Raw genomic sequence first — 22,855 nt, 5'->3', positions numbered from 1 at the left:
CGAAATTCGCGGTCAACCTCAGGATGCTCTAACTGTTGGACAACCCACAACAGGATGACGTGAGTGGCAATCGTCTTAGTTGATATAACACTCAAGGTGCAGGCACGTAAAACTCCAACTCAGGTAATACGGCAACAGCATCGTACCAACTACCGTTATGAATGTTGACACGTCGACTTGATTGCATTCACATGCAGCCGTACGCAGCCGCGTTGTCTTGAGGTAACTGGTAAGCATCTTTTCTTCAACGAGGCAGACCATACGCGTCTCACACCGTTTCTACTCGACATCGATAACGGCTCACTCTGCTTTATTACCGTTATGAATGGTGGACCGTCGGAAATGTTGGCAGTTTTATCCCCATAGCTTCCATGCTTCACTATTCATAACGGGTATCTGGGATCGATGTATTACCCGTTATGAATGTTGGCTCACAGTGCACTATTGACACCCTCCCCCCCTTCTCCCCTATGGCTCGCCGCTCTAAAGAGCGGAAAGGAAGGGGATTCCTACTGCAGTAAACGCAGAAGTGCAGTTCATGGGCCCGGATGAGGGTAAACCTTATCTAGACACCACCTTGGCAAAATATGCAATGGTCATTTTTAGGATGGCGCGCCCCTTGATCAGGTGCGCGGCAAACCCCGTCCTTCAGGGCGGGGAAGGATAGCGCGGATTGCGCAGTAATCCTGTTTGGGGGTTTAGTGCGGCGTTTGCTGCTGCTCGATGTATTGTCGAATCACTTCAGTCGGTGCTCCACCGCAACTGCCTGCAAAATACGAGGGCGACCATAACGCGCCGCCCCACAACTTCTTCCGAATAGCCGGATAGTTCTTCCGACGAATCATCCGGCTCGACACCCCTTTCAAGCTGTTCACCAATGTCGATACCGCCACCTTGGGCGGGTAGTTCACCAGCAAATGCACATGGTCGTCCTCGCCATCGAATTCGACCAGCTCGGCCTCGAAATCAGCGCATACGCCAGCAAAGATCGGGCGCAGATCGTCCAGAATCTCTTTGGTGAATACGTCGCGCCGATACTTGGTCACAAAGACCAAGTGAACATGCATCCTAAAAACACAGTGTCTGCCGTGTCGAATATCGCTTTCTTCGCTCATAGGCCAAGAATATACTGGCCGTCATGCAACGACTTCAAGCCTTCAAATACGAGTTACAGCCAACCGGCGAGCAGCAACGCAATATGCGCCGCTATGCCGGCGCGTGCCGTTTCGCGTTCAACAAGGCGCTGGCGTTGCAGAAGGAAAATCACGAGGCCGGCAACAAGTTCATTGGCTATGTCGCAATGGCCAAGAACCTGACCGCATGGCGCAACGGCTCTGAAACGCCTTGGCTCAAAGATGCACCGGTTCACCCGCTGCAGCACGCGCTCAAGGATTTGGAAAAAGCCTACAAGAACTTCTTCGCCAAGCGGGCAGCCTTTCCTCGTTTCAAAAAGAAAGGCCAAGGCGACAGCTTCCGTTATCCCGACGCGAAGCAAATCAAACTCGATCAGGCCAACGGGCGCATCTTCCTGCCCAAGCTGGGCTGGCTGCGCTATCGGCACAGCCGCGATGTGCTGGGTGAAGTGCGCAATGCAACCGTCAGCCAGTCGAGCGGCAAGTGGTTTGTGTCCATTCAGACACAGCGCGAAGTTGAACCCATCATGCCGAAGGGCGGCATAGTCGGCATCGACATGGGTATTGCCCGTTTCGCCACGCTGTCAAACGGCTCATTCCTCGCACCACTGCACAGCTTCAAGCGTCACGAAACCGCGCTGCGTCACGCGCAGCGTGCAATGAGCCGCAAAACGAAATTCAGCAACAACTGGAAGAAGGCGAAGGCCAGAATCCAGAAGATTCACGCCCGTATCGGCAACGCCCGCCGCGACTACCTGCACAAAGCCACGACCACGATCAGCCAAAACCACGCGATAGTGTGTATCGAAGATTTGCAGGTTCGGAATATGTCCAAGTCAGCGGCAGGTACAGCCGAGCATCCGGGCAGAAATGTTCGCGCCAAGTCTGGTTTGAACAAAGCCGTTCTCGATCAAGGATGGTTCGAGTTTCGCCGCCAGCTCGATTACAAGCTGACATGGAACGGCGGCCACCTTATCGCTGTGCCGCCGCGCAATACCAGTCGGACGTGTCCGGCTTGCGGGCATGTGTCGGCGGAGAACCGGCAGACGCAAGCCCGATTCGAGTGTGTCGCGTGCGGCTTCGAGGAAAACGCCGATGTGGTCGGCGCGATCAACGTATTAAGGGCAGGACATGCCCGGTTAGCCTGTGGAGAGTTGGCGCAGTCAGGCCGCTCGATGAAGCAGGAACCCGCCGAAGTGAGTCAGGCGCAAGCCTGAACGCAGTAGGAATCCCCTTTCTTCCTGCTCTTAAGAGCGGCGAGCCATAGGCGAGAGGGAGGGGAGGATGTCAAAACCCGCTATAGCTCTGCTTTGAGACGACGATTTTCGACTTGCAGTCGGTGTAGTCAACAACATTGGATTGTCTTACATCGTAGAGTTTCATCCGATGAACAGGCTGCTGGCAGATCGATTTTTGCGACTTCAACGAGGCTTTCAGCGATCCATGTGGCCAGTGTGAGGCTCTTGAGGTATCAAGGTAATCGGGGAGGATATAAGTTGCTTTTTTACCGTTATGAATGGTGACCCGTTGAAACTGCTACTGGTTTGTTATGGCAGAACTTCTGTATTTCAACATTCACAACGGGCTTGTGAGAGGGATGCAATGACCCGTTATGAATGTTGAAGTCAATGGCCCCAGCAAGGGTAGGAACACACGAGAGCGTGATCAATGTAGGTCTGCTCTCCAAGCATAGTGAGATCATCCACCCGTTGTGAATGGTGTCATCTGGTATGCCCCTAGATACTAGCAACGGTTCAACTTCCACCATTCACAACGGGTGTGTTTCATCGGCTTGTGAAAGTGCAGCTTTGTTTTGCTTCTTCAGTGTCACATGAAGCTTGGCCTTAACTCCTGTGCCTTCGATGTGCCAATCTAGCAGGAAACCCACCTTTACTAATACTTCCAGGGCTACTTCAAGTTGCTGTTTGAAGCGATACACATCTTTTGTTTTCGTCTTGGAAAGTGACATCAACGTAGGAAGCAGCATCGGGTAAGGTTTGCCACTGTGGTTCGAATAGAAACTATGAGTCCACTGTGCAAGTCGATTGCGTGTTTTCTGGATCGCTTGGCGCGTTGTCCAGTTATGTACGCTGGTCAACTCCGGTCTGAAGATTTCCAAGATACGACGGTCAGCACGAAACTCGATCTCGCCTGTTGAGTTTCCTGACTCATCATCGATGTAACGCAGGTGATCGAGAAAGTTGACGTCGTTGACGTCGACTACTTTTTCACCACGATATCTTTGCTGGATACGTAGTGTAGCGTTCCGTAGACGTGTAATCGATGATTTCAGGCGAAAGTAGGCTGGTTTGCTATCTCCCCAATCCAGATCCTTCAACAAGCGATATGGACGTGTACGCTGGGTAAGATCATCCATCGGACGATCACGTGACAGGAAGACAATCTGCATCCATAGTGTCAGGTCATCCTGGGTGAGTTCCTCTCCGGTGTAGTAGAGGATAATGTCGTCAGTACTGAAAATTTCTTGGTTTTTCATGAACGGCATGGCTGGCAACATGGGTTGCCCCAACCGATCAAGTTCACCTGTGAAGCTAGGTGGGCGTGAAGTGCCAAACAAAGCGCTTTTGGTCAAAGCACTTGCCATTGGTCGTGCAGACTCACCCCAGAACAGATCCATCTGTTGTGACATTGGACGTAATGCCATTCTGGCTTTTGCTTGTTCTGCTCTGTCTTGCAGCGCCGCCAAGGGGGCTTTAGGCAACTTTTTCGGGTCTTCCATGGGCGTCGTGCGCTCTGTTTTTGAGTAAAGAAAGAGTAAAAGCAAGAGTAGCGCTTGTGGATTGCTGTGAATTGCTTAATGTTTTCAACGGTTTGACAGCGTCCATTACTCATTGATAACGGTACATTGTCTACAATCACAACGGGCATTCACAACAACCACAACGGTAAAACAACATCCACAACGGTGCTGATCTACATTCAGAACGGGTTAGCTACTGAGTGAAGAACTTGCTTGTAGTTGCTGATTTACAAGTTTTTTTTATTATTCCCCTATGTAAACTACAACGCAAGCGTTACAATAATCGTGAAATTTCTTCGATTATTGGAGAGTGCATTGTGGAGAAAATTGCATTCCGTTCTGCAGTCGCTGTTGAACTGGCTGGTGTTCCAAAAATGGACTACTACAAGATCCGACAGCTTACTGGCCGGGATTCTGAAAGTGTTCGCAGCGCCAGAGCGGACTACACCCCTGATGATGTGAGAACACTGAAGCGAGCCCTCATTGATGGCTTTGCTGCATGGCAGGATTCGGACAAACACGTCCCTCTTGTGGCTATCCGTATGTCCAAGGGGGGGGTCGGCAAAAGTACAATTTCTACCAACATGGCGATTGCCACGGCGATGCGTGGTTATCGAGTGCTGGTGATCGATCTTGATCCGCAAGCCTCTACCACTGAACTGTTTGGTGTCGATTCTGAAAGTGATGTACGCACCGTGGTCTCTGGTGTGCTGGAAGGTCACCCACTCAAGGACTGTGTCTATTCCATGTCCAATGAGGCTGTGCTGCATCTGATGCCTGCAGATCAGCTGGTCGCTCATTTTGATCCCAAAGTTGTTGCCGTAGCCCATCGTGAACACTTGCTGGAGAAATTTCTCGAGCGTAATCGCGAATACATCAAGGCCAATTACGACATCATTTTTCTCGACACCGCACCGGGGTCCTCATTTCTGAACCTCAATGCACTAGTGGCATGTGATCTGGTGGTAGCTCCCATGTCGATGGATGGCATGAGCCAAAAGGCCTTGAAACTACTCCGCACAGAAATCATGGAGCTTAAGGACTGGCTGGGCGTTGATCGCCAAGTGCTATTTGTTGCGAACAACTACAACAAGTCACAGACGCACAGCCGGCAGAACCTAGAGGCCATGCAACTTGGGTTTGGTGATTACCTGGCCAAGGCAGTGATTCCAGCCAATGTCAGTGTGGCGCGCCAGATCAGTGGTGGCATTGCTCGCCCAGTTATTCTTTCTGAACCGAACCGCCCCGCTTCGCTGGCGATTCATCAACTTACCCGGCAGATCTTGCGCACCGTCGGCATGTTCGGCGTTGATCCGGATCCGGTCGATGAGGAGGCTGACGAATGAAAGGCTCAATGTTCTCTGCACCTGGTGCAGCAGTAACGCCGAATCCGGATCTGGTTCCGTTTGGAGCAAAACCTGGCCAGGCCGCATCTCCGCGCAATGGGACGGAAGTCGCAACTGAAATCGGTGATGAGGCTGTGTTGGATCTGCGTATCGACACGCTGATTTCCAATCCCTATAACTCGCGTCATACCTACGACTCGTCCGAGTATCAGCAGAACATCATCGAGATGGCGGAATCGCTGGATCACAATGGCCAGCTTTCGCCGATCTTGGTGACGCAACTGACGGATGAACTCCGTGAGCTGATCAAGCTGCGTGGCGACGAAATCAGCGCGGCCGCACAGTACGTCGTGATTGATGGTGAAACCCGTCTTCGTGCATTACGTCATAGTGCCAAGCTGGAGGCCACTCAAAATCCGGGAACCCGGATGCCAACGATCCGTGCGATCGTTCGTCTTGGTCTGCTACCGAAGGACCTCTATGAACTGGCATTTGTCGCCAATGAGCAGCGCAAGGGACATAACGATGTGGATCGTGCCATTGGTTGGCGGCGTGTTCTTGATGAAAACGTCTACAAGGATGCGACCGACCTGGCAGCCGCACTTGGCGTCAGTGACACACTGATCAGCCTGGTGATGTCGTTCTGGCAGGTTCCTGAAGAAGTCCGGAGTTTTGCCAAGGCATGCCCAAGTGTATTTTCCGCACCTACTCTCGGTGAGATCCGCAACATGCAGAATCAGCTCGGTAGCGATAAGGCAATCGAGCTGGCCATGGCAGTGATGGATCGCAAATTGTCGCAGCGTGCAGTGAAAGCCGAAAAGACCAAGATGATATCGGCCCACCGCGCGGCGGCGACCCGTTACCAGGGATATCAGTATGATGGTCGTGGTGAGAATGGCCTCCATGTAAAAGCCAAAGAGAAGTCAGTGGGCAGGATAGATATCAGTCTGATCGGCGTTTCTGAAGATGTGCGTGACAAGTTGGCGCGCTTTCTTGAAGAGTTGGCTCCGGAGCATTAAGCACTTTAAGCGCTTAAATACTTACGCAGGTTCGTAAGGTTTTAAGCGCTTAAAACAAAAGCGGATGGTTTTCCATCCGCTTTTGTTTTAAATGACACCCCCTTTGAGATTAGCCCATGTCCCAAAGCTCAATGGTTAGTGTTTGATCTGCCGCACAAGTATCGATGAGGTCCTTATTGAACTGGCGGATGCTGGCTTGAAACGTCACCCTTTCGTGCAGTTCCGAGAGTATCGGTAAAACACAGTTGGCTTTTGCGCTGTACACTTCGCGAAGATGACTTTTGTCGTCCGGTAGTCGTATCGCACGACCTGTTTCAACAAGCTTGCTAAGCCATGCAATGTCTAGTCCATCTTCCCAGCTGGCAAGCACGGGTGCCTTCTTCCCTTCCATTGAATCCACAGGCGCAGACCCAAGCGAAACCGTAAACCACCAACCACTCATGATTTTCTCCTCGTGCTGCTCATTGCGTGATTGAGCAAAAGTAAGATACGCAGATTACGGGATGATACTGACCGCACTTGCGCCATGCGGGCCGCGCTCGACACGTATCTGAACTTCGATACGCTCGGTCATTTCTTGGACATGTGTGATGACGCCGACTTTACGACCTTGCGCTTGCAAAGCATCAAGCGCGCTCATTGCTACTTGAAGAGTGTCGGCATCGAGACTGCCAAAGCCCTCGTCAATGAAGAGCGATTCGACCTCCATGCGTTCTGCCGCCAGGGAGGCCAGGCCGAGAGCTAGCGCCAGAGACACCAGAAATGACTCACCGCCAGACAGCGAGAATACGGTCCGATTTTCATCGCCCATGTCCTGATCAATGACCTGCAAGGATAGATTATTGGGGATGCGCTCCAACCGATAGCGACGATTTAGAATAGTCATATGCTGGTTTGCATGCGCCAGCAGGATATCCATGGTTAATTGCTGAGCCAGATTGCGAAATTTCCTGCCATCGCTCGAGCCGATGAGTTCATTCAGTTGTCGCCACCGTTCAGATTCGCTGATTTGTTGATCAATGGCATCCTGCATTGCCGCGGCTTCCAGCTTTTTTCTGTCATCCGCTTCACGCAATTGTTCAAAACGCGCTAACTGGGCATGTGCAGCTTCACAGGCGATACGTGTTTGTTCCTGCTGCTGTTCCCATGCCTGCTGACTTCCTGACGCCGGTTGCAGTTGCAGATGTTCGGCATGACGTTTCTGTACGTTGTCGAATAGGGTTTGCTGGTCACGAACGGCCTGATCGATTGCTTCAAGTTCGGTCTGGAGAGCCGTGAGTTCCATATCTTTGCTGGCCACTAAATCCTGGAGTGTTGCTACATCCGCAATGCCAGCCGGCTGGCCATGTTGATTTAGCCATGCTGCTAGTTTGCCATAGGCGTCAAGGAGCTGGTTTTGCAGCTTTCCGGCTTGCTCTTGCAGGGTGTGTAGTTTGCTATTCAGCCCGTTTACTTCTTCACGGAGGGTTTGGCTGAGTCGCTGCGCCTGCTGGTAGGCGTGCATTGTCCTGAGTGTTTCTTGGCTTAAGCGGGCTGTTACTGTATCAACTGCATCCCCGTTCAACAGAGTTGCTCGTTCTTTCTGCAGTTGGGCTAGCACTGATTGCAGCTTTTCATGTTCTTGTTGGCTGCTCTGTACCTGGATCAGCTGGCTTTGTACTGTTGCCTGTAATGCACTAAGTTCAGGCAGTTTCCCTTGCCGCAGCTGTTCCTTTTCTCCCAGTTCCTTCAGATGCTGCTGAAAGTGAGTTACATACTCTTCGGCAGTAGTGAGGAGGTCGGCTGGTGCCGTCAACCATCGTGTCTGCCAGTCAGGAGCGATTGCCGTTGTGAAGCATTCATCAAGCTGATTCAACAGCTTTTTACACTGTGTCTCCAGACGAAGTAACAGTTCATTTTGATGCGCGATGCTTTGCAGGCGGTTATCGAGGGTTTGTTGAAGTTGCTGCTGTGACTGTGTTGCCAAGTCGTATGCTTGCCTGGCTTTGTCGGCTTCTTGCTGTAGCTTATCGATTTGATTTTGGAGCCGTAGCGTTTCATTGAGCTGCTCTTGCAGTCGAGAACAGTCTTGCTGCAACAGATCAATGGTGTTTTGAATAGCTGCTGCACAGCTAGATTCGGGAATCGCGTGCCAGGCCTCTGCAGCCCTGAGCCATTCTTGTTCGTGAGACTGGATCCGTATTGAGAGTGTAGTGGCCGTTTGAGAAAGTTGATCAGCTTGCTGCTGACTACGGGCTAGATTGCCTGCCGCTTCTCGCTGTTTGGCTTGCAGTACTTTAATGCTATCTGTGTGTACCTGCAGCTGTGCTTCGGCGAGTGTCAGTACACGCTCCAAACCTGTCGATTCATCCCGATAGGGATGGTTGGTGCTACCGCAAACCGGGCAAGGGCAGTCGCTTTGCAGTTCGCTTCGAAGCTGAGTGACATTAACACTGCAGGCAAGTCGCGTCTGGTCCAGTATCCTCGCATCTGCCTGGTAGCGTTGTTCTTGTTCTGTGACTTGCTGTTCTAACGATTCGGCATCCTTGTTGTAGACGTTGATGAGCGACTGGACGTCGCACATCTGCTGCTGAACACGAAGGTACTCTGCCTGATCAGTTCTCCAACTGTTCCAGATACTCAATGCCTGGCTGGCTGATTCCAGTTGTTGTTGAAGATTCGCCTGTTGTTGGAGCAAATCGGATGGGTTGCCAGTCTGCATTTGTCTGAGCTGCTGTAGAGACGTCTCATGTTGTTGGCGCAGCGTCTGATGAACTGCAACTTGCTCGATTACCGTTGTGAGTTGTTTTTGGATCTCCGGGAGTGTCTGCTGATCAGAAGTTATTGCGATTTGGAGCTGTGTCTGTTCCTGCCGAGTCTGAGTGGCTTCTTGTAATACGGCTTGCCATCTTGGCCAGTCATTAGCTAGTTCAGACCAGTGCTGGTGAGCCGCTAACCAGGCATGCAATTCGTTGCTGCGTGCCTGCAATGTTTCCACTTCGTTTGCCAACCTGTTCTTGGCATCGGATGAGCTGGTCCATGCCAGTCTGATTTCCGCAGCAAGTTGTCGTGCTTTTGCTACCAGTGGTTCAGTGTGTTCGATTTGCTGATCCAGTGCTCGCGCGGCTTGCAGGTCTGGCTGGAGCTTTGTTTCGATCCGTTGCGCTTGCTCCTGACTAAGGCGAGCAGCGTCTTCCGATGCTTGTGCCGCGAATAGCGCTTCCTGTTGTGCGTGTAGCATTTGCGTGACTTGCTCGCAATCACGACTATTGGTCTGGACTTGCTGTGCAAGTACATCGTGCAGGTTCAGCAAGTGTTGTGCTTGGGTTGCCAAACATAATTGTTCCAGACGAGCCCTGCGACTGACCGCATTGGCTTGCTGCTGCTGCGCGGCAGAGAGTTGATGCTGGATCTGCTGGCGTTCTGTTTCCAGTTTGTTCAGGTTGGAAAACCATTGAACGACTAGGTCTGCCTGCGCTTGTGCTTGCTGATGCTGTGTGAGGCTGTCCTTGGCGTTGGCATGTTGCTGGTCGAGCAATGCACGATCTTCTACTGACATGGGTTGTCCCAGTGTCAGTTGCAACTGTAGTTTTTCAAGTCTGTCTGCTTCTTCCTTATTGCGCTGAAAAGCGAGCACGGAGATGCGGCTGTAGATTTCTGTGCCGGTTAATGCTTCAAGCAAATTGGCACGATCGTCATCCTTGGCCTTGAGGAAGGCGCTGAATTCATTTTGCGCCAGAAGCACCGAGCGAGTGAACTGCTCGAATGTCAGTCCAAGAAGCTTCTCGATGGTCTGGAGCGTATCGCTCAGTTGAGTTGTGAGGATTTGGCGTGTATCCGGTTTGCCGGTGTCGGGGTTGTTTATCTCCTCGATGATTGCCAAACTCATCTGTGCATTCTGCAGCCGACCTGTGATGCGGCCACGTGCCCGCGTTATACCCCAATGAGCACGATAACGCTGCTGGTCATTTGCCAGGAAGTCCACTTCCGCCCATGCCTCGCTGCAATGACGGCGTAGTAGATTTCCGCTCTGATGTTGACTGATTGTTTCTTCGCCGACATCTTTGAGTACGCTGCTGCGGCCTGCCAGTTGCTGGGCTTGCTTGAGTCGTGGTGTGTTATTGAATAATGCAAGACACATCGCATCCAGGAGCGTGCTTTTTCCTGCACCGGTAGGACCGCTGATGGCAAAGAGGCCTGTACTCATCAAAGGTTCACTGGTGAAGTCGATGGCAAATTCACCCGCCAGTGAAGCGAGGTTTTTACCGCGGATCGCCAGAATTCTCATGCCGAAATCTCCTCATGTTGCGCCCTACTAGCCAGTTCAGCAAATGCATGGATTAATGTTTCCTTGGGAGGCGTTCCATAGGTGGTTTCGTAGATATTCCGGAATACCTCAAGCGGCTGAATCTGTTGCATGTCATTGAGCCCGTGTGCGTGCAACGGTTGCTCATTACTATGTTCACGAACGATTTGTGCATCAATGCGGACTAGTCGAACGGGTTTGCCGGTTAAGGCCTCCTCAATCCGTCGGCGCAAGTCCGGTTCTGGTTGCCGGAGGGCAACCCGTACTTCCAGGTAGGGTTGTTCGTCAAAGGAGGCTTCTGGTAATTCAAGGCTGGTAAGCATCGCCAGCACGTCATTAATGTCGGCTCGTTGTTTCGGCAGGCGAAGCAAGGGAACGGATCGCGGGATAATCAGGGGCATGATGTTCGTTACTGCACAGCCCTCAAAATCAACCAGTACAACCTGATGGGTATAGTCGATTTCGCTGAATGACATGGGTAAGGGGCTGCCGCAGTAACGGATATGGGGGTGACCAACTTGTTGTGCCTTGTGTAAGTGACCGAGCGCGACATAACTGAATGCATCGCCAAAGATGTTTGCAGATAAAGCCTCATTTCCACCTACGATCAATCGTCTCTCCGAGAGCTCGGATACTTCGCCGCCAACTAGATGTAAATGTCCGATGCCGATAATCGGAAGTTGGGATTCCCCGCGTAGTGCCACGGCATGCTGTAATGTCGCTTCATAGAGAGCAGCCACTCCATCTTGATAGTGATCCGCCATTTCCGGATGCCGAGGCAGATCCCCTGGCCGCAAAAATGGGAGTGCCACACACCAGCCGGTTGGGTTGGAATTCTTGTTTCCAAGGGGAATGACCAATCGTCTGACGTCGACGAGGCCGTCCTCGTTACGTGGAACTGTGCCAATCAGCGTGACACCAAGCTCGCGAAGGATGGGGGATGGGGCTTCAAGACGATGTGCGGAATCGTGATTACCTGCCGTAATGATGATGTTGATATCTGGTTGCTGTTTCAGTGCAGCACTGATAAATCGATAGAACTGCTGCTGGGCCGCTGCTGATGGATTCGCGGTATCAAAAATGTCCCCGGCAATTACAAGTACATCTGGTTCCTGCTCGATGAGCTGTTGGAGTAGCCACCCAAGAAAATGTGCATGTTCAGCACTACGTTCATAGCTATGGAAGGTCTGGCCGAGGTGCCAGTCGGAGGTATGCAGTAGTCGCATGTCTTGATCCTTTGGCGATGCTGGAAAAGTGATTTTGAAATTTACATCATCAAAATGATTATTACAATGGATGGATATGATGCTATATTGAGTTGGCACTTATTCGTGCTCGCTTTGTGAGATCGCGGCGCATCGCACTTTGCGCCTCTTTCAAGCCGAAACAATGATCTTGCTGACCACTATGTCGGTGGCTGCGATCTGAAGAGTGACTGAGTGACTGAGGAGGGGGCATGAGCAAGAACAGAGAGTTATTTGCTACCGGTTAAGGTTTTCAAAGATCTGACCTATGAAACGATCCAGGCTCCACAGTTTCGCCATTATGTAGATGCGTCATTCAAGGGGTTGTGCGTCAGTGACCTTTTCAGTGAATTTGATGCTGCACAGGAAATTTCCTTTGCCGATTAAGCGCATCACGTTGTTTTCTCGCCTGGAACGGACTCGGCTGCGAAGTACCAGCAGGAAACAGTGCAGTATTTGTGTAAGTTAATCATCAAAATGATGATTACTTGGGATCGATAATGTAGCATTATGCTATATAGAAAAATCACATTGGTGCGCAATGACACAGTCCACATCCAAAGAACAGCTAGCGGCGCTAAGCCATAACCAACGAGAACGTCTAACCTATCTGGAGTTCTGCCTGTATTTTCTGGGCGAGTTTCGACGGGCTGACTTGATGGCGCGATTCAGTATTGCCTCAGCAGTGGCTACCCGTGACATCGGCCAGTACAAACTACTGGCAGAACAAAATCTCGAGCTCCACCAGTCCAGTAAAGCCTACCGCATCACCAAGCAGTTCACGCCTGTGTTCGAACATCGTCTTGAACAAGTCATGGGAGCGTTAATGCAAGGGGAGGGGTACGGTGTGGAAGGCTCTGGTGAGGCGATGCTGCCTTGCGAATACCCAAGTATATTGAACCGACCACAATTGCCCATTTTGGGTGCGGTTACGCGTGCGATACGTGCCCAGAAACTGTTACGGATTCGCTATCACTCAGCCACGAGCGGTGAACAAGAACGATTGATTGCTCCATTCGCAATTGTTGATAGCGGCTTACGCTGGCATATCCGTGCGTATGACCGATTACGCGAGCGTTTCATCGATCTAGTAATAACTCGGATTGTGAATGCTGAGGTGCTTGATGATTATCCCAAGAAGCATGAGCTGCCGACCGCTGACATTCAGTGGAATCGCGTGGTCGAACTAGAGTTAGTACCTCACCCCGCGCACAATGATGCTGCGATTGCCGAACTCGATTATGGAATGGCGAACGGCGTACTAAATGTGCAAGTTCGTGCTGCCAATGCCGGTTATATGCTCAGGCGCTGGTTTGTAGATTGTTCGCCAAATCATGTCTTACAGGATGAGGCTTGTCGTCTATGGCTTCGCAATGGCATCGCTTTATATGGGGTTGAAAGTGCCAAGTTAGCTCCCGGTTATGTTAGTCCCTGACCCTGCCAATTGTCGTACTGGTGGCATCAAGGCAATGCCCTCATGTGTAAGGTGTACCCATGAATGAAACAATCCTGCAAGCACAAAAACAATGGATAGCGTTTCTGGCACGCTGGCCACTCGAGAGCCTAGCCAGAATGACTCTGCAAGAATATACCCATGTTGGCAATTCGGATTCGTTTTGCAGATGGTGGGAGCAGCGAACCGACCTCTTAGGGTCGGTCTCAGGTGGTTCTTCTATCAAGTTTGGTATCTATCAGCGGGCCGAGCCAGATAAACCGCTTCCTTTGAAAACTGGTGTGCAGGAAGGCCAGGGGTATGTATGGCTGCCACAATATGGTCAAACTGCTGACGAGGCTTTTCAGGCAATACGTGCGGCACTTCTTGATATTGTTAATGCGGCAAGATTTGGCGATCTGACAAAAATAGAGCAGATTGAATTTCCACATTTTTTAAAGTGGAAGCTTGCATTTCTATATCAAGACCAGTCTTCTCCACATATTTTGCCAATCTATAAAATGCAATTTCTTCAAGCGGCGGCTCAGGAGGACCTCCAGTACCAATCGCTTCGAGAATGGTATGAATATTGGATGGCGCGCCGGGGTGAGCAAGAGCTATTGCCATTTGCCAATCAGCTACAGAATCGAGCTAGGGATCGCCTAAATGCTGATCAAGGGAAAGCAGAAATTCTCAAGCATTTTGAGAGCGCCACTGGCTTGTCTGAACGGCTCAACGAAGCTGGGCAGACTGCTGCATTCTGCAATCTTGCCAAAGCCATTCATGACATTGGTTATGACTGGTGGATATCGAAGGACTGTGAAATCCGTGCTGGGCGTACGGAGCACCCACATAATCGTGGTACAGCGGTGACTTTGTATCTTCAACCTGCCGAACAAGGCATCAATATTCGCTTAAATGATGGAGAGAATTCGCCATGGCAGCCGTTGAATCAGGATACAGCGGCAGAGGCTGGATCTGCACTGCAATATCAGACAAGACTAATTGGTATCGGTAGTCGTAAAGGGTACTGGCCTGATGATTATGAACGGATGGATAAAGCGGAAAATTCAATGAACGAGAAGGCTATTGGCGTACCTGATTCTCAACCGCTAAATCAAATTCTATATGGCCCGCCCGGTACAGGGAAAACCTACCAAACTGTCAATGCAGCACTGGAAATTCTCGAACCATCGCTGTTGCAGCAGCACGGCCATGACCGGAAGCTGCTCAAGGCGCACTTCGACAAGCTGGTGAGTGATGGCCGCATCCGGTTCGTAACATTCCACCAGAGCTTCAGCTACGAGGATTTTGTCGAGGGGATGCGAGCGGAAACAAACGAAACCAACGGGCAGATTCGCTATGCAGTCGTAGACGGTGTATTCAAATCCTTGTGCAGTGACGCCCAAGATGGTGGTAAGGTCACTTCGGCCTTTGAGCTGGCAGTGGAAAATCTACAGGAAAAACTCGAAGCGTCAGGAGGCCGGCTTAAGCTGAAAACGGTGCGTGGAAAAGAGTTTGAGGTTTCCTACGATGGGGGAAAAACATTCAGGGTATTCCCGCTAAGCACGGAGAATGATGATCCTTACTATGTAGCCAGTATGGATAATGTAAGAAAGTTGTTCGCCGGTGAATCCAAGCGCGGGATGTACAACCCGTCATATGTGGACGGGATGTTGCGTTACCTCCAGGCCGAATGTGGCTTGCCAGCAATGATTGAAGCTGAAAAGCCGCACATGCATGCCCAGCCCTATGTGCTGATTATCGATGAAATCAACCGCGGCAATATTTCGCGGATTTTCGGTGAGCTGATTACGCTGATCGAGCCCTCCAAACGGGCTGGCGCCGCGGAGGAGCTGAAAGTTACGCTGCCGTATTCCAAGGACAGCTTCTCGGTGCCCGGCAATGTTTACCTGATCGGCACGATGAATACGGCCGACCGTTCGCTGGCGGGGCTGGATCTGGCCTTACGCCGGCGATTTACCTTCCGCGAAATGCCGCCGCGCCCCGAGTTGCTGGCTGGTATCACTATCGAGGGCGCGGAAGGGCTAGACCTCGCGAAAATGCTGCAGGTAATGAACCAACGCATTACTGTGCTGCTGGATCGGGAGCATACCCTGGGGCATGCCTATTTCATGCCGCTGCAGGCCGAGCCGACGCTGGTAAGGCTGGCCACGATTTTCCGCCAAGACATCCTGCCCTTGCTGCAGGAGTATTTTTTCGAAGACTGGGAGCACATCCGCTGGGTGCTGAATGATCAGTGCAAGAACCCAGCCGAGGCGTTTATTGTCGCGGATTCCGCGCTCAAACTGCCAAGCTTGTTTCCCAAGGTGCACGACAAGTTGCGGCAGTCGCCCCAGTGGACTCTGAACGATGCGGCATTTGCCAATCCGGCAGCTTATCTGGGTATTTTGGCCACAGTGGCCACTGGTTATGTGACTGACGAGGCTGGTGACTAATGGCCATGCATGTTGTCGTGCGTGAATACGCGCGATTAACGACCTGCCAGGTTCAGGCCCCCTCACTGGATGAAGCGCAAATCAGCCAGACTGCGTTTGACTGGCTGTGCGAACTAGCCGGTCGTTTCCGCTCGACGGGCGCCACGTTGCTGCAACTGGAAGGCCGGCAATGGCTGAAGCTGGATAATCATGTCGGCATCCTGGAAAGCCCCTGCGGTCAGGTGATCGAAATCCTGCCTAAGCACCATGACGAGGGAGATTGCAGGCTGTCTTCGCGCAAGTTGCTGTGCAAGTTGATTGCCAGTGCGCTGGATTTGCCGGCGCGAGCAACTGAGGAAGCGAGCCTTAGCCTGTACAAGACGTCGCTGGCGGAGTGGGTGATGCGGCAGTTCTTGCAGGCACTGGATCATCTGTTCAAGCGCGGTATGCGCTTTGATTATTTGCGGGTTGAGGAAGAACAGCGCTTTCTGCGCGGTCAGCTGGATGTGATGAAGCAGATGCGCCAGCCACCCGGCCGGCAGCATTTCTTCCAGATTCGCCATGATGTGTTTGTGCCTGACCGGGCGGAAAATCGCCTGCTGAAAAGCGCACTGCTGCTGGTGTGCAAGGCCACTCAGGATGCCGATAACTGGCGTCTGGCACATGAGCTGGCCGGCATGTTGCATGAATTGCCGGATAGCCGCGATATTGCGCAGGATTTCCGCCAGTGGCGGAATGACCGACTGATGGCGCATTACCTTCCGGTCAAACCGTGGTGCGAGCTGATTCTGTACCGGCAGATGCCGCTGGCGGTGGCGGGCCACTATCGCGGAATCAGTATGCTGTTCCCGATGGAGAAATTGTTTGAAAGCCATGTGGCGCGTTGCTTGCGTGGGCAGCTGAAGACTGGAGCCACACTGAAAACACAGGCATCTGGGAAGTCGCTGTGCCGTTTTGGTGACAAGCACCTGTTTCAGCTGAAACCGGATTTGCTGATCACGATTGGAAACGGCAAGTTGGTGCTGGATACCAAGTGGAAGCGGTTGTACTCGGATGACATCGAGGGGAAATATGGGCTTAGCCAGGCTGATTTCTACCAGCTGTTCGCCTACGGTCACTGCTATCTAGATGGCCACGGCGAGATGGCATTGATCTATCCGAAGTGGCGCAGATTCGATCATCCACTGGTACATTCATTCGTGTTCAGCGATACGCTGCGTTTGCAAGTGCTGCCGTTTGATCTGGATAGCGATGAGTTGCTGCTGCCCGAGGGGCTGGATTGGCCAATTAAATTTGCTTCAGCAACCCAGTTGGAGCAGGGCGCACAACAAGTGCATGACGAGGTTACGTAATGATCAGATGCGCTGCAAACCCCGTCCTTCAGGGAGGGGAAGGATAGCGCGGATTGCAAAGCAATCCAGTTTTGGGGCTTAGTTAGTGTGGCGTTTGCTGTTGCTCGATGTATTGCTTAATCCCCTGATAAGGTGTCGCCATGGCTTCTCACTACTGGCACTCACCTATACACGCTCTTGGTTCAGTCGTACTAACCATTCATCCTGTGCGATAGCTCTAGCATCATCGATTAGGTGATAACACCACCAGCCATCTCCTTCTTCTACGCTGTAGCCCTCTAGAGTTCCTAGTGATTGGCTACAAACAACATATCGCGCCAGCTTGAACAGATAATCTAGGTTCTTTGGGGTGTCATTGATGCTGACATGGCAAGGGGACGCAATGTGTAAATCGCCACGGCCCATTCCTTCACTGTAGAACGAGATTTGCGCGCCCCATGCCGAGCAACGAATACCTAAATTGAAGGATTCCGTGGTATTGATGGGGAATGCAAGTCCTGGGGATAGGCCGGTTCGATAGGCCTCTTGACGCTGTTTGTTGCATAGCAAGCGAAAGATGGCGTAACTGCCGCTATAGGTCGTCACCGAGCGTATATCCTTTCTATCAAGCAATTCGCAGATCTTCCTGAAATATGCAGAGTCCGGATTGGGCTCCGCACTTGCATCGCGCACGACTGCAATCGCACGTTTGCGATCGAGCAAATTTAATCGATGTGTACCCTGCTTGAACTGGTAGAAGCAGTGCCGTTGCAAATCATCTCCTTTCGCCAGCATGGTCTGGGCTGCTTGAATTTCCGCAAACCACTGCTTGAGAAGAAGACTGAATTGTTCTGACTCCCTGTAGCTGAGCCAGGCATCATCTTCTGGGGGCGTGTCATCGCCTGCCCAGCAGAAAAACCCGTCGAACACTTGTAAGGGCAGTAGTACAGATTTGTCGTTTGCGAGGTTTGATCTCTGAATGGCTTGTTCGATGTAAGTCGTCACTCGTTGACGCACCCAGTCACTACATTCGTCCACTTCCACACATAGGTAGCTAAGTAGATCGCCCGGTCGGGTTAGGAGCATCAATTCGTACATTCGGTGTGCGAGTTCACAGGCGTCATAGATCAGCTTGTTCAGATGGTTAGGGCGTATCACTACTCGGAGCGTTTTCAAGCTGTCGTAACCCTGCTTGAGTTCGACCGATTGCTGCGGAAGCGACCAAAGAGTCATCACCTGAATCCACATGGATGAAGTATTCGTAGGATGCGCCAGAACATGGTGCATTAGATGAGCTACATGCAATGAGTTGATGGCTCAATAGGCTGAGCCCAAGGGGGAGGCTAGGTGAGTGATTTGGTTGGATGCCTGGGCCAGACAATTCAAGCGATCTCTACCATGACTTGACGTAATAAGATACATGGTATAGCGTTATATCATCAAAAAGATCGCATTAAGAGATCGTATTCAGCTGAACAAGCTGGTTTGGCATGCGTTGCTGAGGCATGTGCCTGGATTTTTGAGAGTCTGGTCATGAGTGAAATAACAAACAAGTCACACAGATGCATCCTCCGAACTGGTAATCACTTTCGGCAAAGTATCATTTTTCCTGTGGAGGTAAAGAATCTTGACTGCTATGCATTTCAACCTCATGAACGGCATGGTTTGAATATTATTTTTGAACTTGCAAATGGACAATGTTGCGCCGCAATCTTTGGTCCATCCAGTCTTTATCTCCGGCCAGATGAGATTGCAAGGGATATTTTGAGATTTAACTTTGATTCTGCAGAAGGTTATCGTTTGGCAATGCTTGAATTGTCAAAAAAATACCATGGCGAAAATTTGAGCATCGAGGTTGTTAAGCTTATTGGTGTGATGCCATTTTCGCATGGAATGCACTTGAATTTGAATATGTTAGGGGCGCCAGTAGAGCTGAAGAATGAAATTCGTGAATGTTACCAGGCTTTTATCGGACGATTGGATCAGAGAATTCTAAGCTATTTACATTGTGATGATTGGAAAGATAGCTCGGCATATAACAGCCTTATACAAAAAACACATGGCCATTATAGACGGCAGGCGGTGCAGGCTTATCCAATATTGGGGTCTGTCTATTCACAGAAAGTCTCACTTTACAATTTCATCGGAGAAATTGATAAAAGTCGGCATGCATTGATGGCAACGATAGATCAAGGAAGGCCATTGCAGGGGCTGCTTGCAGAAGCATTGAGTGTGGGGCCAGAGACCGTAAGGTGGGTACAGAAATATGCGAATGATCAGGTATGCAAACACTGGTCATACTGTCCTGAGAAGTTCTATCAGTATCTGGAACTTATTCCGTACAATTTGCGGCCAAAGCGTGAACAGGATTTTGTGTGCTTTGTTGGTATCTGTGATCGATTGCATTTTTGGCAGCCTTTTGACAGTAAGCCTATTGTGGGTTCATGGCTTATTTATGCTGCGAGTAAGGATTGGGAATTGTCTGATGATAAGGTGTATGAAATTGAATTGCTGGCAAGAATGCTGGCTTCTTTTCATCGTGTCATCTGTTTATATGGCGTTGAGGATAGTGAATCTTCCTCGTTGCTTATTGCGGCAGCCACAAAAGCATCTGCAAATTGGCTTGTTATGGCACGAAAGTGGAATCAGGAGATGCACTTTAACCTAAAAGATCCGGAGACTGATTTGGATCTGCAAGGAGGCTGGCCAGGGTTACCTATCTGCGATTTTGAATTTCAAGGTATGAGCTGTCATGAGCTTACTACGCGCAATACACTGGAAGAAGAGGGGCGAAAACAGGGACACTGTGTTGGTGGGTATTATTCAAAATGCCAATTTGGCCAGTTTCACATATTCTCAATATCAGATGATAATGGGGAGAAATTGTCTACATTGGCAATTGAGCTGGTGAAAAGTGATGGTCAAGTGGGGGTGCGTATTGCAGAGCACCGAGGCAGGAGAAATGAGCCACCTAGCGGTCGAGAATATGAAATTGCAGATCAGCTTCTCTCTGAGTTGAGTCGGCCTATATTTTCAATGAAAATTCAAGCCATCTATGATGGAGCTGAAAAACGGAGAATACGTAGAGTGTATGCCGAAGAAAGGCAGACGCGGCTGAATTTTGCATGGATTTTAAATTATAAAGAAAGCAAGCTTTTGAGATCTATTCAGATTGCTGTGTCAAGATTGAGTGGAAGTAAAAAGGAGGGTGAAACATGGGTTATTTAGATTCACTTATTGATGACTGTAAAGTGGCGATGGATGCAATCCCTGTCCAAGAGATTGTTGTCCGTGATCTCTCTGAGCTCGATGATATCGAAAGAGCAATCTATATATTCGAACAGGTTAATGGTTCGCCAGAAGTAACTTTCTTGGCGATGTCGCAGTATAAGAGTCTGAAGGAGAGAAGTTGTCCTAAACTGAACTTGCCATCCCGTTTTCTTTATGTAGGATCAACAACAACAGGGGTTAGGAAGCGTATCGAGCAACATATTGGATTGGGGCATAAATCAACATATGCTCTTCACTTGAAGTACTGGTTTGCTGGCGAATACAAATTGACAGTAATGCAGTACAATGTTTCCGATCGCGTTCTGCAACTGATCGAGGATGATATTTCTGATAGGTTGAAACCTGCCTTTGGTAAAATGGGTGGAAATAATAAATAGTGCAGGTGATTTGAGGCAATCTAGTGTTTTTATGAGGAGGTTTTTGTGCTCAACTTGATTACTGCCCAAGATCCAAGATGTTTGAGTGATTTATTTCGTAATGGATTTCTTGTTGGGCGACGTGAGCTTATTGACCCTGATTGGGAGCACGCTTATGTGTGGATGATGGAACAGATGCAATTCCCTAATCCATATGATGCAGAAGTGCCAATGTGGTCATGGCTGGGCAAGAAGTTGCGATGCCGGTCAAGCCGGGAAGATGTTGTCATTCAGTTTCGGGTCGACGAAGCACAAGCGAAGGTTAGCGACTTTATTAACTGGCACAATGTTCTTAATAACATAAACTTGACTATTAACCAGAGGGAATTCGAGGAACTCGATTTAAACGATGTGCTAGATAGGTCGACGTGGATGCGAATTTTTGAGGATCTGCATATCTATCCTGAATATGATCCATTGTGGATTGGTACAGGAAAGCCATATCAAGTATGTACATGGCACATTTTGCTTTCAGATATCACGAGAATTAAAACCACTAAAAATGTCCTTCTTTATACAAAGAAGCGAGGTATTATCTGGCGTAATGTTGAAAAAGAAGGGCTTAGTGCTCATTTTTTGAAAGGACCTCATAAAGAGTGAGTGCCAATTCTGCTGTAGAGGGGATTTCATGGATCGGCTTCTGGTTGATTTTTCCCGGGCGCAGATGTAAATTATTCTGTGTAGCTTATGAATTTTCAATGATGAGATAAAAATTGAGGTGTACGATAGTGTTTTTTTAATCTAGTATTTATTTGGCCGTGTGTTCACGTAGTAAGTGCGATAGTCAAGTTGGTTTCAATTCAGTGGTTTGGCCTGTTCGAATGCGCCACTCAGTGACTAGAAACCGAGTCCCTTTCTTGATCAATTATTCAAATTCTATTCCAAATCGGCAATCATGGATGGTTTGACCTGACCGGAAGCTTTTTGTCTGTGAATCTGCCACGCAGCCTCTCGAGGTTATAACAACTTCTGATTCTTTCCTGCCCTTGGTTGCAGGGCGGTAACTACTAACGCGTTACTTTTGCGCCATGATTGTCCGGAGGTCTCCTATCGGTCATGAGCGGTAGGTCTGGCGTCCTCAACTCTAGGCATTCGTAGGACCACTCAACTTAAAACGGTCGATGCCTTCGTGGAAAAGCGAACACTAGCTTTTTGCCGTGAGGGGCTCAACCCATTTTGCCGGGTCGAGTCCGCTCAATGGAAGAATTCGATTTCAACCGTACAGGGCCCGCTCAACATCGACGGCGCGCCATCGATTTTTGCTGCCGTCTCGGTCGATCCATTGCGCATGATTCGCATCGGTGTTTAGCGTGGTAGCTTTAGCCTGCAACCATAGACAGTACTCGCCATAACTTTCTCTGTTTGTCACAGTATCAGTAACGTACCCGTTTCGAAGCGAAAACCCAAGTTCGGGGAAGTTCTCAGCGATCTTGGAATCTATGACTCCGCACTTCTCTGGTGAAATGAAGGCACAAAGTTTTGAACTGAATGCGACTTGAATTTGTGGGAGTTTGTTGAGTTCCGCGAGAGCACTGCCGTAGCGATCATTATGTATGTGCTCAATGGCCGACCGAATGTGACCGACAACAGCGTTTTCTCCTACATCTAAGACACCTCGCATTTGTTGTTCCTTTCCTTTGACGGTACGCCGCTGGCCTTGGTAAGCAAGGCGTATTTTCCCATGTGCGCGCGCTCGAATATCCCTACCGTCTGCGCTGCTCGCATGTCCCCAAAATAGCGTGGCGATGTATCCATGAATCACTTCAGCATTTTCGCTGGAGTTGAGTTTTTTTGTCAGGTATGCGTCAAGCATCGACATACTCGGGAAGGTGATTTCGCGCCAGTTCGGCGCCTGACCTTCTAGCCCAATCGCGGGATATGAATACGAATTTCTGCGGCGGAGAAGAACTGCATGCTCGATTACGGGGAATTTCATTAAGTGGGCCTTTGAATTTGATGTTGGAATTATGGTTGCGTTTTCTGTCTCCGAAAAAACGCGTCACTTGAACGACTTTTTATGCTATAAAACTATGTGGAAATATAAGCCAAAATATTGTTTCTTAATCAGCGTTACAATATCGTCGAAATCCAGAACTCCCGAGAAAGGCTCCCATGTCTTTCGTAAGAGGATAGAGGGGCTAATATCCCATGGAATTTGT

Annotated in this window: 16 protein-coding genes; 9 read left to right on the top strand and 7 right to left on the bottom strand. The window is 50.0% G+C overall.

The window, feature by feature from the left end; genetic code table 11:
• Positions 1–698: 698 nt before the first annotated feature.
• Positions 699–1,115 (bottom strand): IS200/IS605 family transposase, encoded by a 417-nt coding sequence (gene tnpA, locus INR99_RS16195; RefSeq protein ID WP_194117418.1) that lies wholly within the window; start codon positions 1,113–1,115, stop codon positions 699–701.
• A 23-nt stretch (positions 1,116–1,138) separates the two neighbouring features.
• Here tnpA and INR99_RS16190 point away from each other — a divergent pair, with 23 nt between their 5' ends.
• Positions 1,139–2,350, top strand: a complete 1,212-nt coding sequence (locus INR99_RS16190) for an RNA-guided endonuclease InsQ/TnpB family protein (RefSeq protein WP_194117417.1) — start codon at positions 1,139–1,141, stop codon at positions 2,348–2,350.
• A gap of 551 nt (positions 2,351–2,901) precedes the next feature.
• Here INR99_RS16190 and trfA read toward each other — a convergent pair.
• Entirely contained in the window at positions 2,902–3,873 is a 972-nt protein-coding gene (gene trfA, locus INR99_RS16185; protein WP_194117416.1) for a plasmid replication initiator TrfA, read from the bottom strand.
• Positions 3,874–4,094: 221 nt separating this feature from the next.
• Between trfA and INR99_RS16180 the strand changes: the two genes are divergently transcribed.
• Positions 4,095–5,240: a ParA family protein gene (locus INR99_RS16180; RefSeq protein WP_194117415.1), complete on the top strand. Its 1,146-nt coding sequence runs from the start codon at positions 4,095–4,097 to the stop codon at positions 5,238–5,240.
• Positions 5,237–6,259 (top strand): ParB/RepB/Spo0J family partition protein, encoded by a 1,023-nt coding sequence (locus INR99_RS16175; RefSeq protein ID WP_194117414.1) that lies wholly within the window; start codon positions 5,237–5,239, stop codon positions 6,257–6,259. Before INR99_RS16180 ends, INR99_RS16175 begins: the two co-directional genes overlap by 4 nt.
• Before the next feature lie 109 nt (positions 6,260–6,368).
• Here INR99_RS16175 and INR99_RS16170 read toward each other — a convergent pair whose 3' ends face one another.
• From INR99_RS16170 to INR99_RS16160, 3 genes are read right to left on the bottom strand one after another with little or no spacing between them, the layout of a single operon-like run.
• A complete protein-coding gene (locus INR99_RS16170) occupies positions 6,369–6,701 on the bottom strand; it encodes a hypothetical protein (protein ID WP_194117413.1) in 333 nt (110 codons plus the stop codon).
• 54 nt (positions 6,702–6,755) lie between these two features.
• On the bottom strand, positions 6,756–10,526 hold the full coding sequence (locus INR99_RS16165; protein WP_194117412.1) for an AAA family ATPase: 3,771 nt from the start codon (positions 10,524–10,526) through the stop codon (positions 6,756–6,758).
• Positions 10,523–11,770 carry an exonuclease SbcCD subunit D C-terminal domain-containing protein gene (locus tag INR99_RS16160; protein WP_194117411.1) on the bottom strand — a complete coding sequence of 416 codons (1,248 nt, stop codon included), beginning with the start codon at positions 11,768–11,770 and terminating at the stop codon, positions 10,523–10,525. The genes INR99_RS16165 and INR99_RS16160 overlap by 4 nt, the downstream gene beginning before the upstream one ends.
• Positions 11,771–12,329: 559 nt before the next feature.
• On the opposite strand from INR99_RS16160, the gene INR99_RS16155 reads away from it, so the two are divergent.
• The 3 genes from INR99_RS16155 to INR99_RS16145 are packed head-to-tail and all read left to right on the top strand — an operon-like array spanning position 12,330 to position 17,010.
• The gene (locus INR99_RS16155; protein WP_194117410.1) at positions 12,330–13,223 is read left to right on the top strand and encodes a WYL domain-containing protein; all 894 of its coding nucleotides are present in this window, start codon (positions 12,330–12,332) and stop codon (positions 13,221–13,223) included.
• 59 nt (positions 13,224–13,282) lie between these two features.
• Complete coding sequence (locus tag INR99_RS17570) at positions 13,283–15,679, top strand: McrB family protein (protein ID WP_228098379.1); 2,397 nt, start codon at positions 13,283–13,285, stop codon at positions 15,677–15,679.
• Positions 15,679–17,010: an McrC family protein gene (locus INR99_RS16145; protein WP_194117409.1), complete on the top strand. Its 1,332-nt coding sequence runs from the start codon at positions 15,679–15,681 to the stop codon at positions 17,008–17,010. The genes INR99_RS17570 and INR99_RS16145 overlap by 1 nt, the downstream gene beginning before the upstream one ends.
• A 165-nt stretch (positions 17,011–17,175) precedes the next feature.
• Here INR99_RS16145 and INR99_RS16140 read toward each other — a convergent pair whose 3' ends face one another.
• Entirely contained in the window at positions 17,176–18,237 is a 1,062-nt protein-coding gene (locus INR99_RS16140) for a hypothetical protein (RefSeq protein ID WP_194117408.1), read from the bottom strand.
• Positions 18,238–18,522: 285 nt separating this feature from the next.
• On the opposite strand from INR99_RS16140, the gene INR99_RS16135 reads away from it, so the two are divergent.
• The 3 genes from INR99_RS16135 to INR99_RS16125 are packed head-to-tail and all read left to right on the top strand — an operon-like array spanning position 18,523 to position 21,296.
• Complete coding sequence (locus INR99_RS16135) at positions 18,523–20,217, top strand: PcfJ domain-containing protein (protein ID WP_194117407.1); 1,695 nt, start codon at positions 18,523–18,525, stop codon at positions 20,215–20,217.
• The gene (locus tag INR99_RS16130; protein WP_194117406.1) at positions 20,205–20,657 is read left to right on the top strand and encodes a GIY-YIG nuclease family protein; all 453 of its coding nucleotides are present in this window, start codon (positions 20,205–20,207) and stop codon (positions 20,655–20,657) included. Before INR99_RS16135 ends, INR99_RS16130 begins: the two co-directional genes overlap by 13 nt.
• 45 nt (positions 20,658–20,702) lie before the next feature.
• Positions 20,703–21,296 carry a DUF3841 domain-containing protein gene (locus tag INR99_RS16125; RefSeq protein ID WP_194117405.1) on the top strand — a complete coding sequence of 198 codons (594 nt, stop codon included), beginning with the start codon at positions 20,703–20,705 and terminating at the stop codon, positions 21,294–21,296.
• 613 nt (positions 21,297–21,909) lie between these two features.
• Here INR99_RS16125 and INR99_RS16120 read toward each other — a convergent pair.
• Positions 21,910–22,632, bottom strand: a complete 723-nt coding sequence (locus INR99_RS16120; RefSeq protein ID WP_194117404.1) for an 8-oxoguanine DNA glycosylase OGG fold protein — start codon at positions 22,630–22,632, stop codon at positions 21,910–21,912.
• Positions 22,633–22,855: the final 223 nt, after the last annotated feature.

This window comes from Chitinilyticum piscinae, from assembly GCF_015223195.1.
GTDB lineage: Bacteria > Pseudomonadota > Gammaproteobacteria > Burkholderiales > Chitinibacteraceae > Chitinilyticum > Chitinilyticum piscinae.
Note: the sequence above shows the minus strand (reverse complement) of the source record. Positions and strands in the feature narration are given on the sequence as shown.

Coding starts and splice junctions, on each gene's coding strand:
- tnpA (WP_194117418.1), bottom strand. CDS start 1,115: ATGAGCGAAGAAAGCGATATTCGACACGGCAGACACTGTGTTTTTAGG.
- INR99_RS16190 (WP_194117417.1), top strand. CDS start 1,139: ATGCAACGACTTCAAGCCTTCAAATACGAGTTACAGCCAACCGGCGAG.
- trfA (WP_194117416.1), bottom strand. CDS start 3,873: ATGGAAGACCCGAAAAAGTTGCCTAAAGCCCCCTTGGCGGCGCTGCAA.
- INR99_RS16175 (WP_194117414.1), top strand. CDS start 5,237: ATGAAAGGCTCAATGTTCTCTGCACCTGGTGCAGCAGTAACGCCGAAT.
- INR99_RS16170 (WP_194117413.1), bottom strand. CDS start 6,701: ATGAGTGGTTGGTGGTTTACGGTTTCGCTTGGGTCTGCGCCTGTGGAT.
- INR99_RS16165 (WP_194117412.1), bottom strand. CDS start 10,526: ATGAGAATTCTGGCGATCCGCGGTAAAAACCTCGCTTCACTGGCGGGT.
- INR99_RS16160 (WP_194117411.1), bottom strand. CDS start 11,770: ATGCGACTACTGCATACCTCCGACTGGCACCTCGGCCAGACCTTCCAT.
- INR99_RS16155 (WP_194117410.1), top strand. CDS start 12,330: ATGACACAGTCCACATCCAAAGAACAGCTAGCGGCGCTAAGCCATAAC.
- INR99_RS17570 (WP_228098379.1), top strand. CDS start 13,283: ATGAATGAAACAATCCTGCAAGCACAAAAACAATGGATAGCGTTTCTG.
- INR99_RS16145 (WP_194117409.1), top strand. CDS start 15,679: ATGGCCATGCATGTTGTCGTGCGTGAATACGCGCGATTAACGACCTGC.
- INR99_RS16140 (WP_194117408.1), bottom strand. CDS start 18,237: ATGTGGATTCAGGTGATGACTCTTTGGTCGCTTCCGCAGCAATCGGTC.
- INR99_RS16135 (WP_194117407.1), top strand. CDS start 18,523: ATGAGTGAAATAACAAACAAGTCACACAGATGCATCCTCCGAACTGGT.
- INR99_RS16130 (WP_194117406.1), top strand. CDS start 20,205: ATGGGTTATTTAGATTCACTTATTGATGACTGTAAAGTGGCGATGGAT.
- INR99_RS16120 (WP_194117404.1), bottom strand. CDS start 22,632: ATGAAATTCCCCGTAATCGAGCATGCAGTTCTTCTCCGCCGCAGAAAT.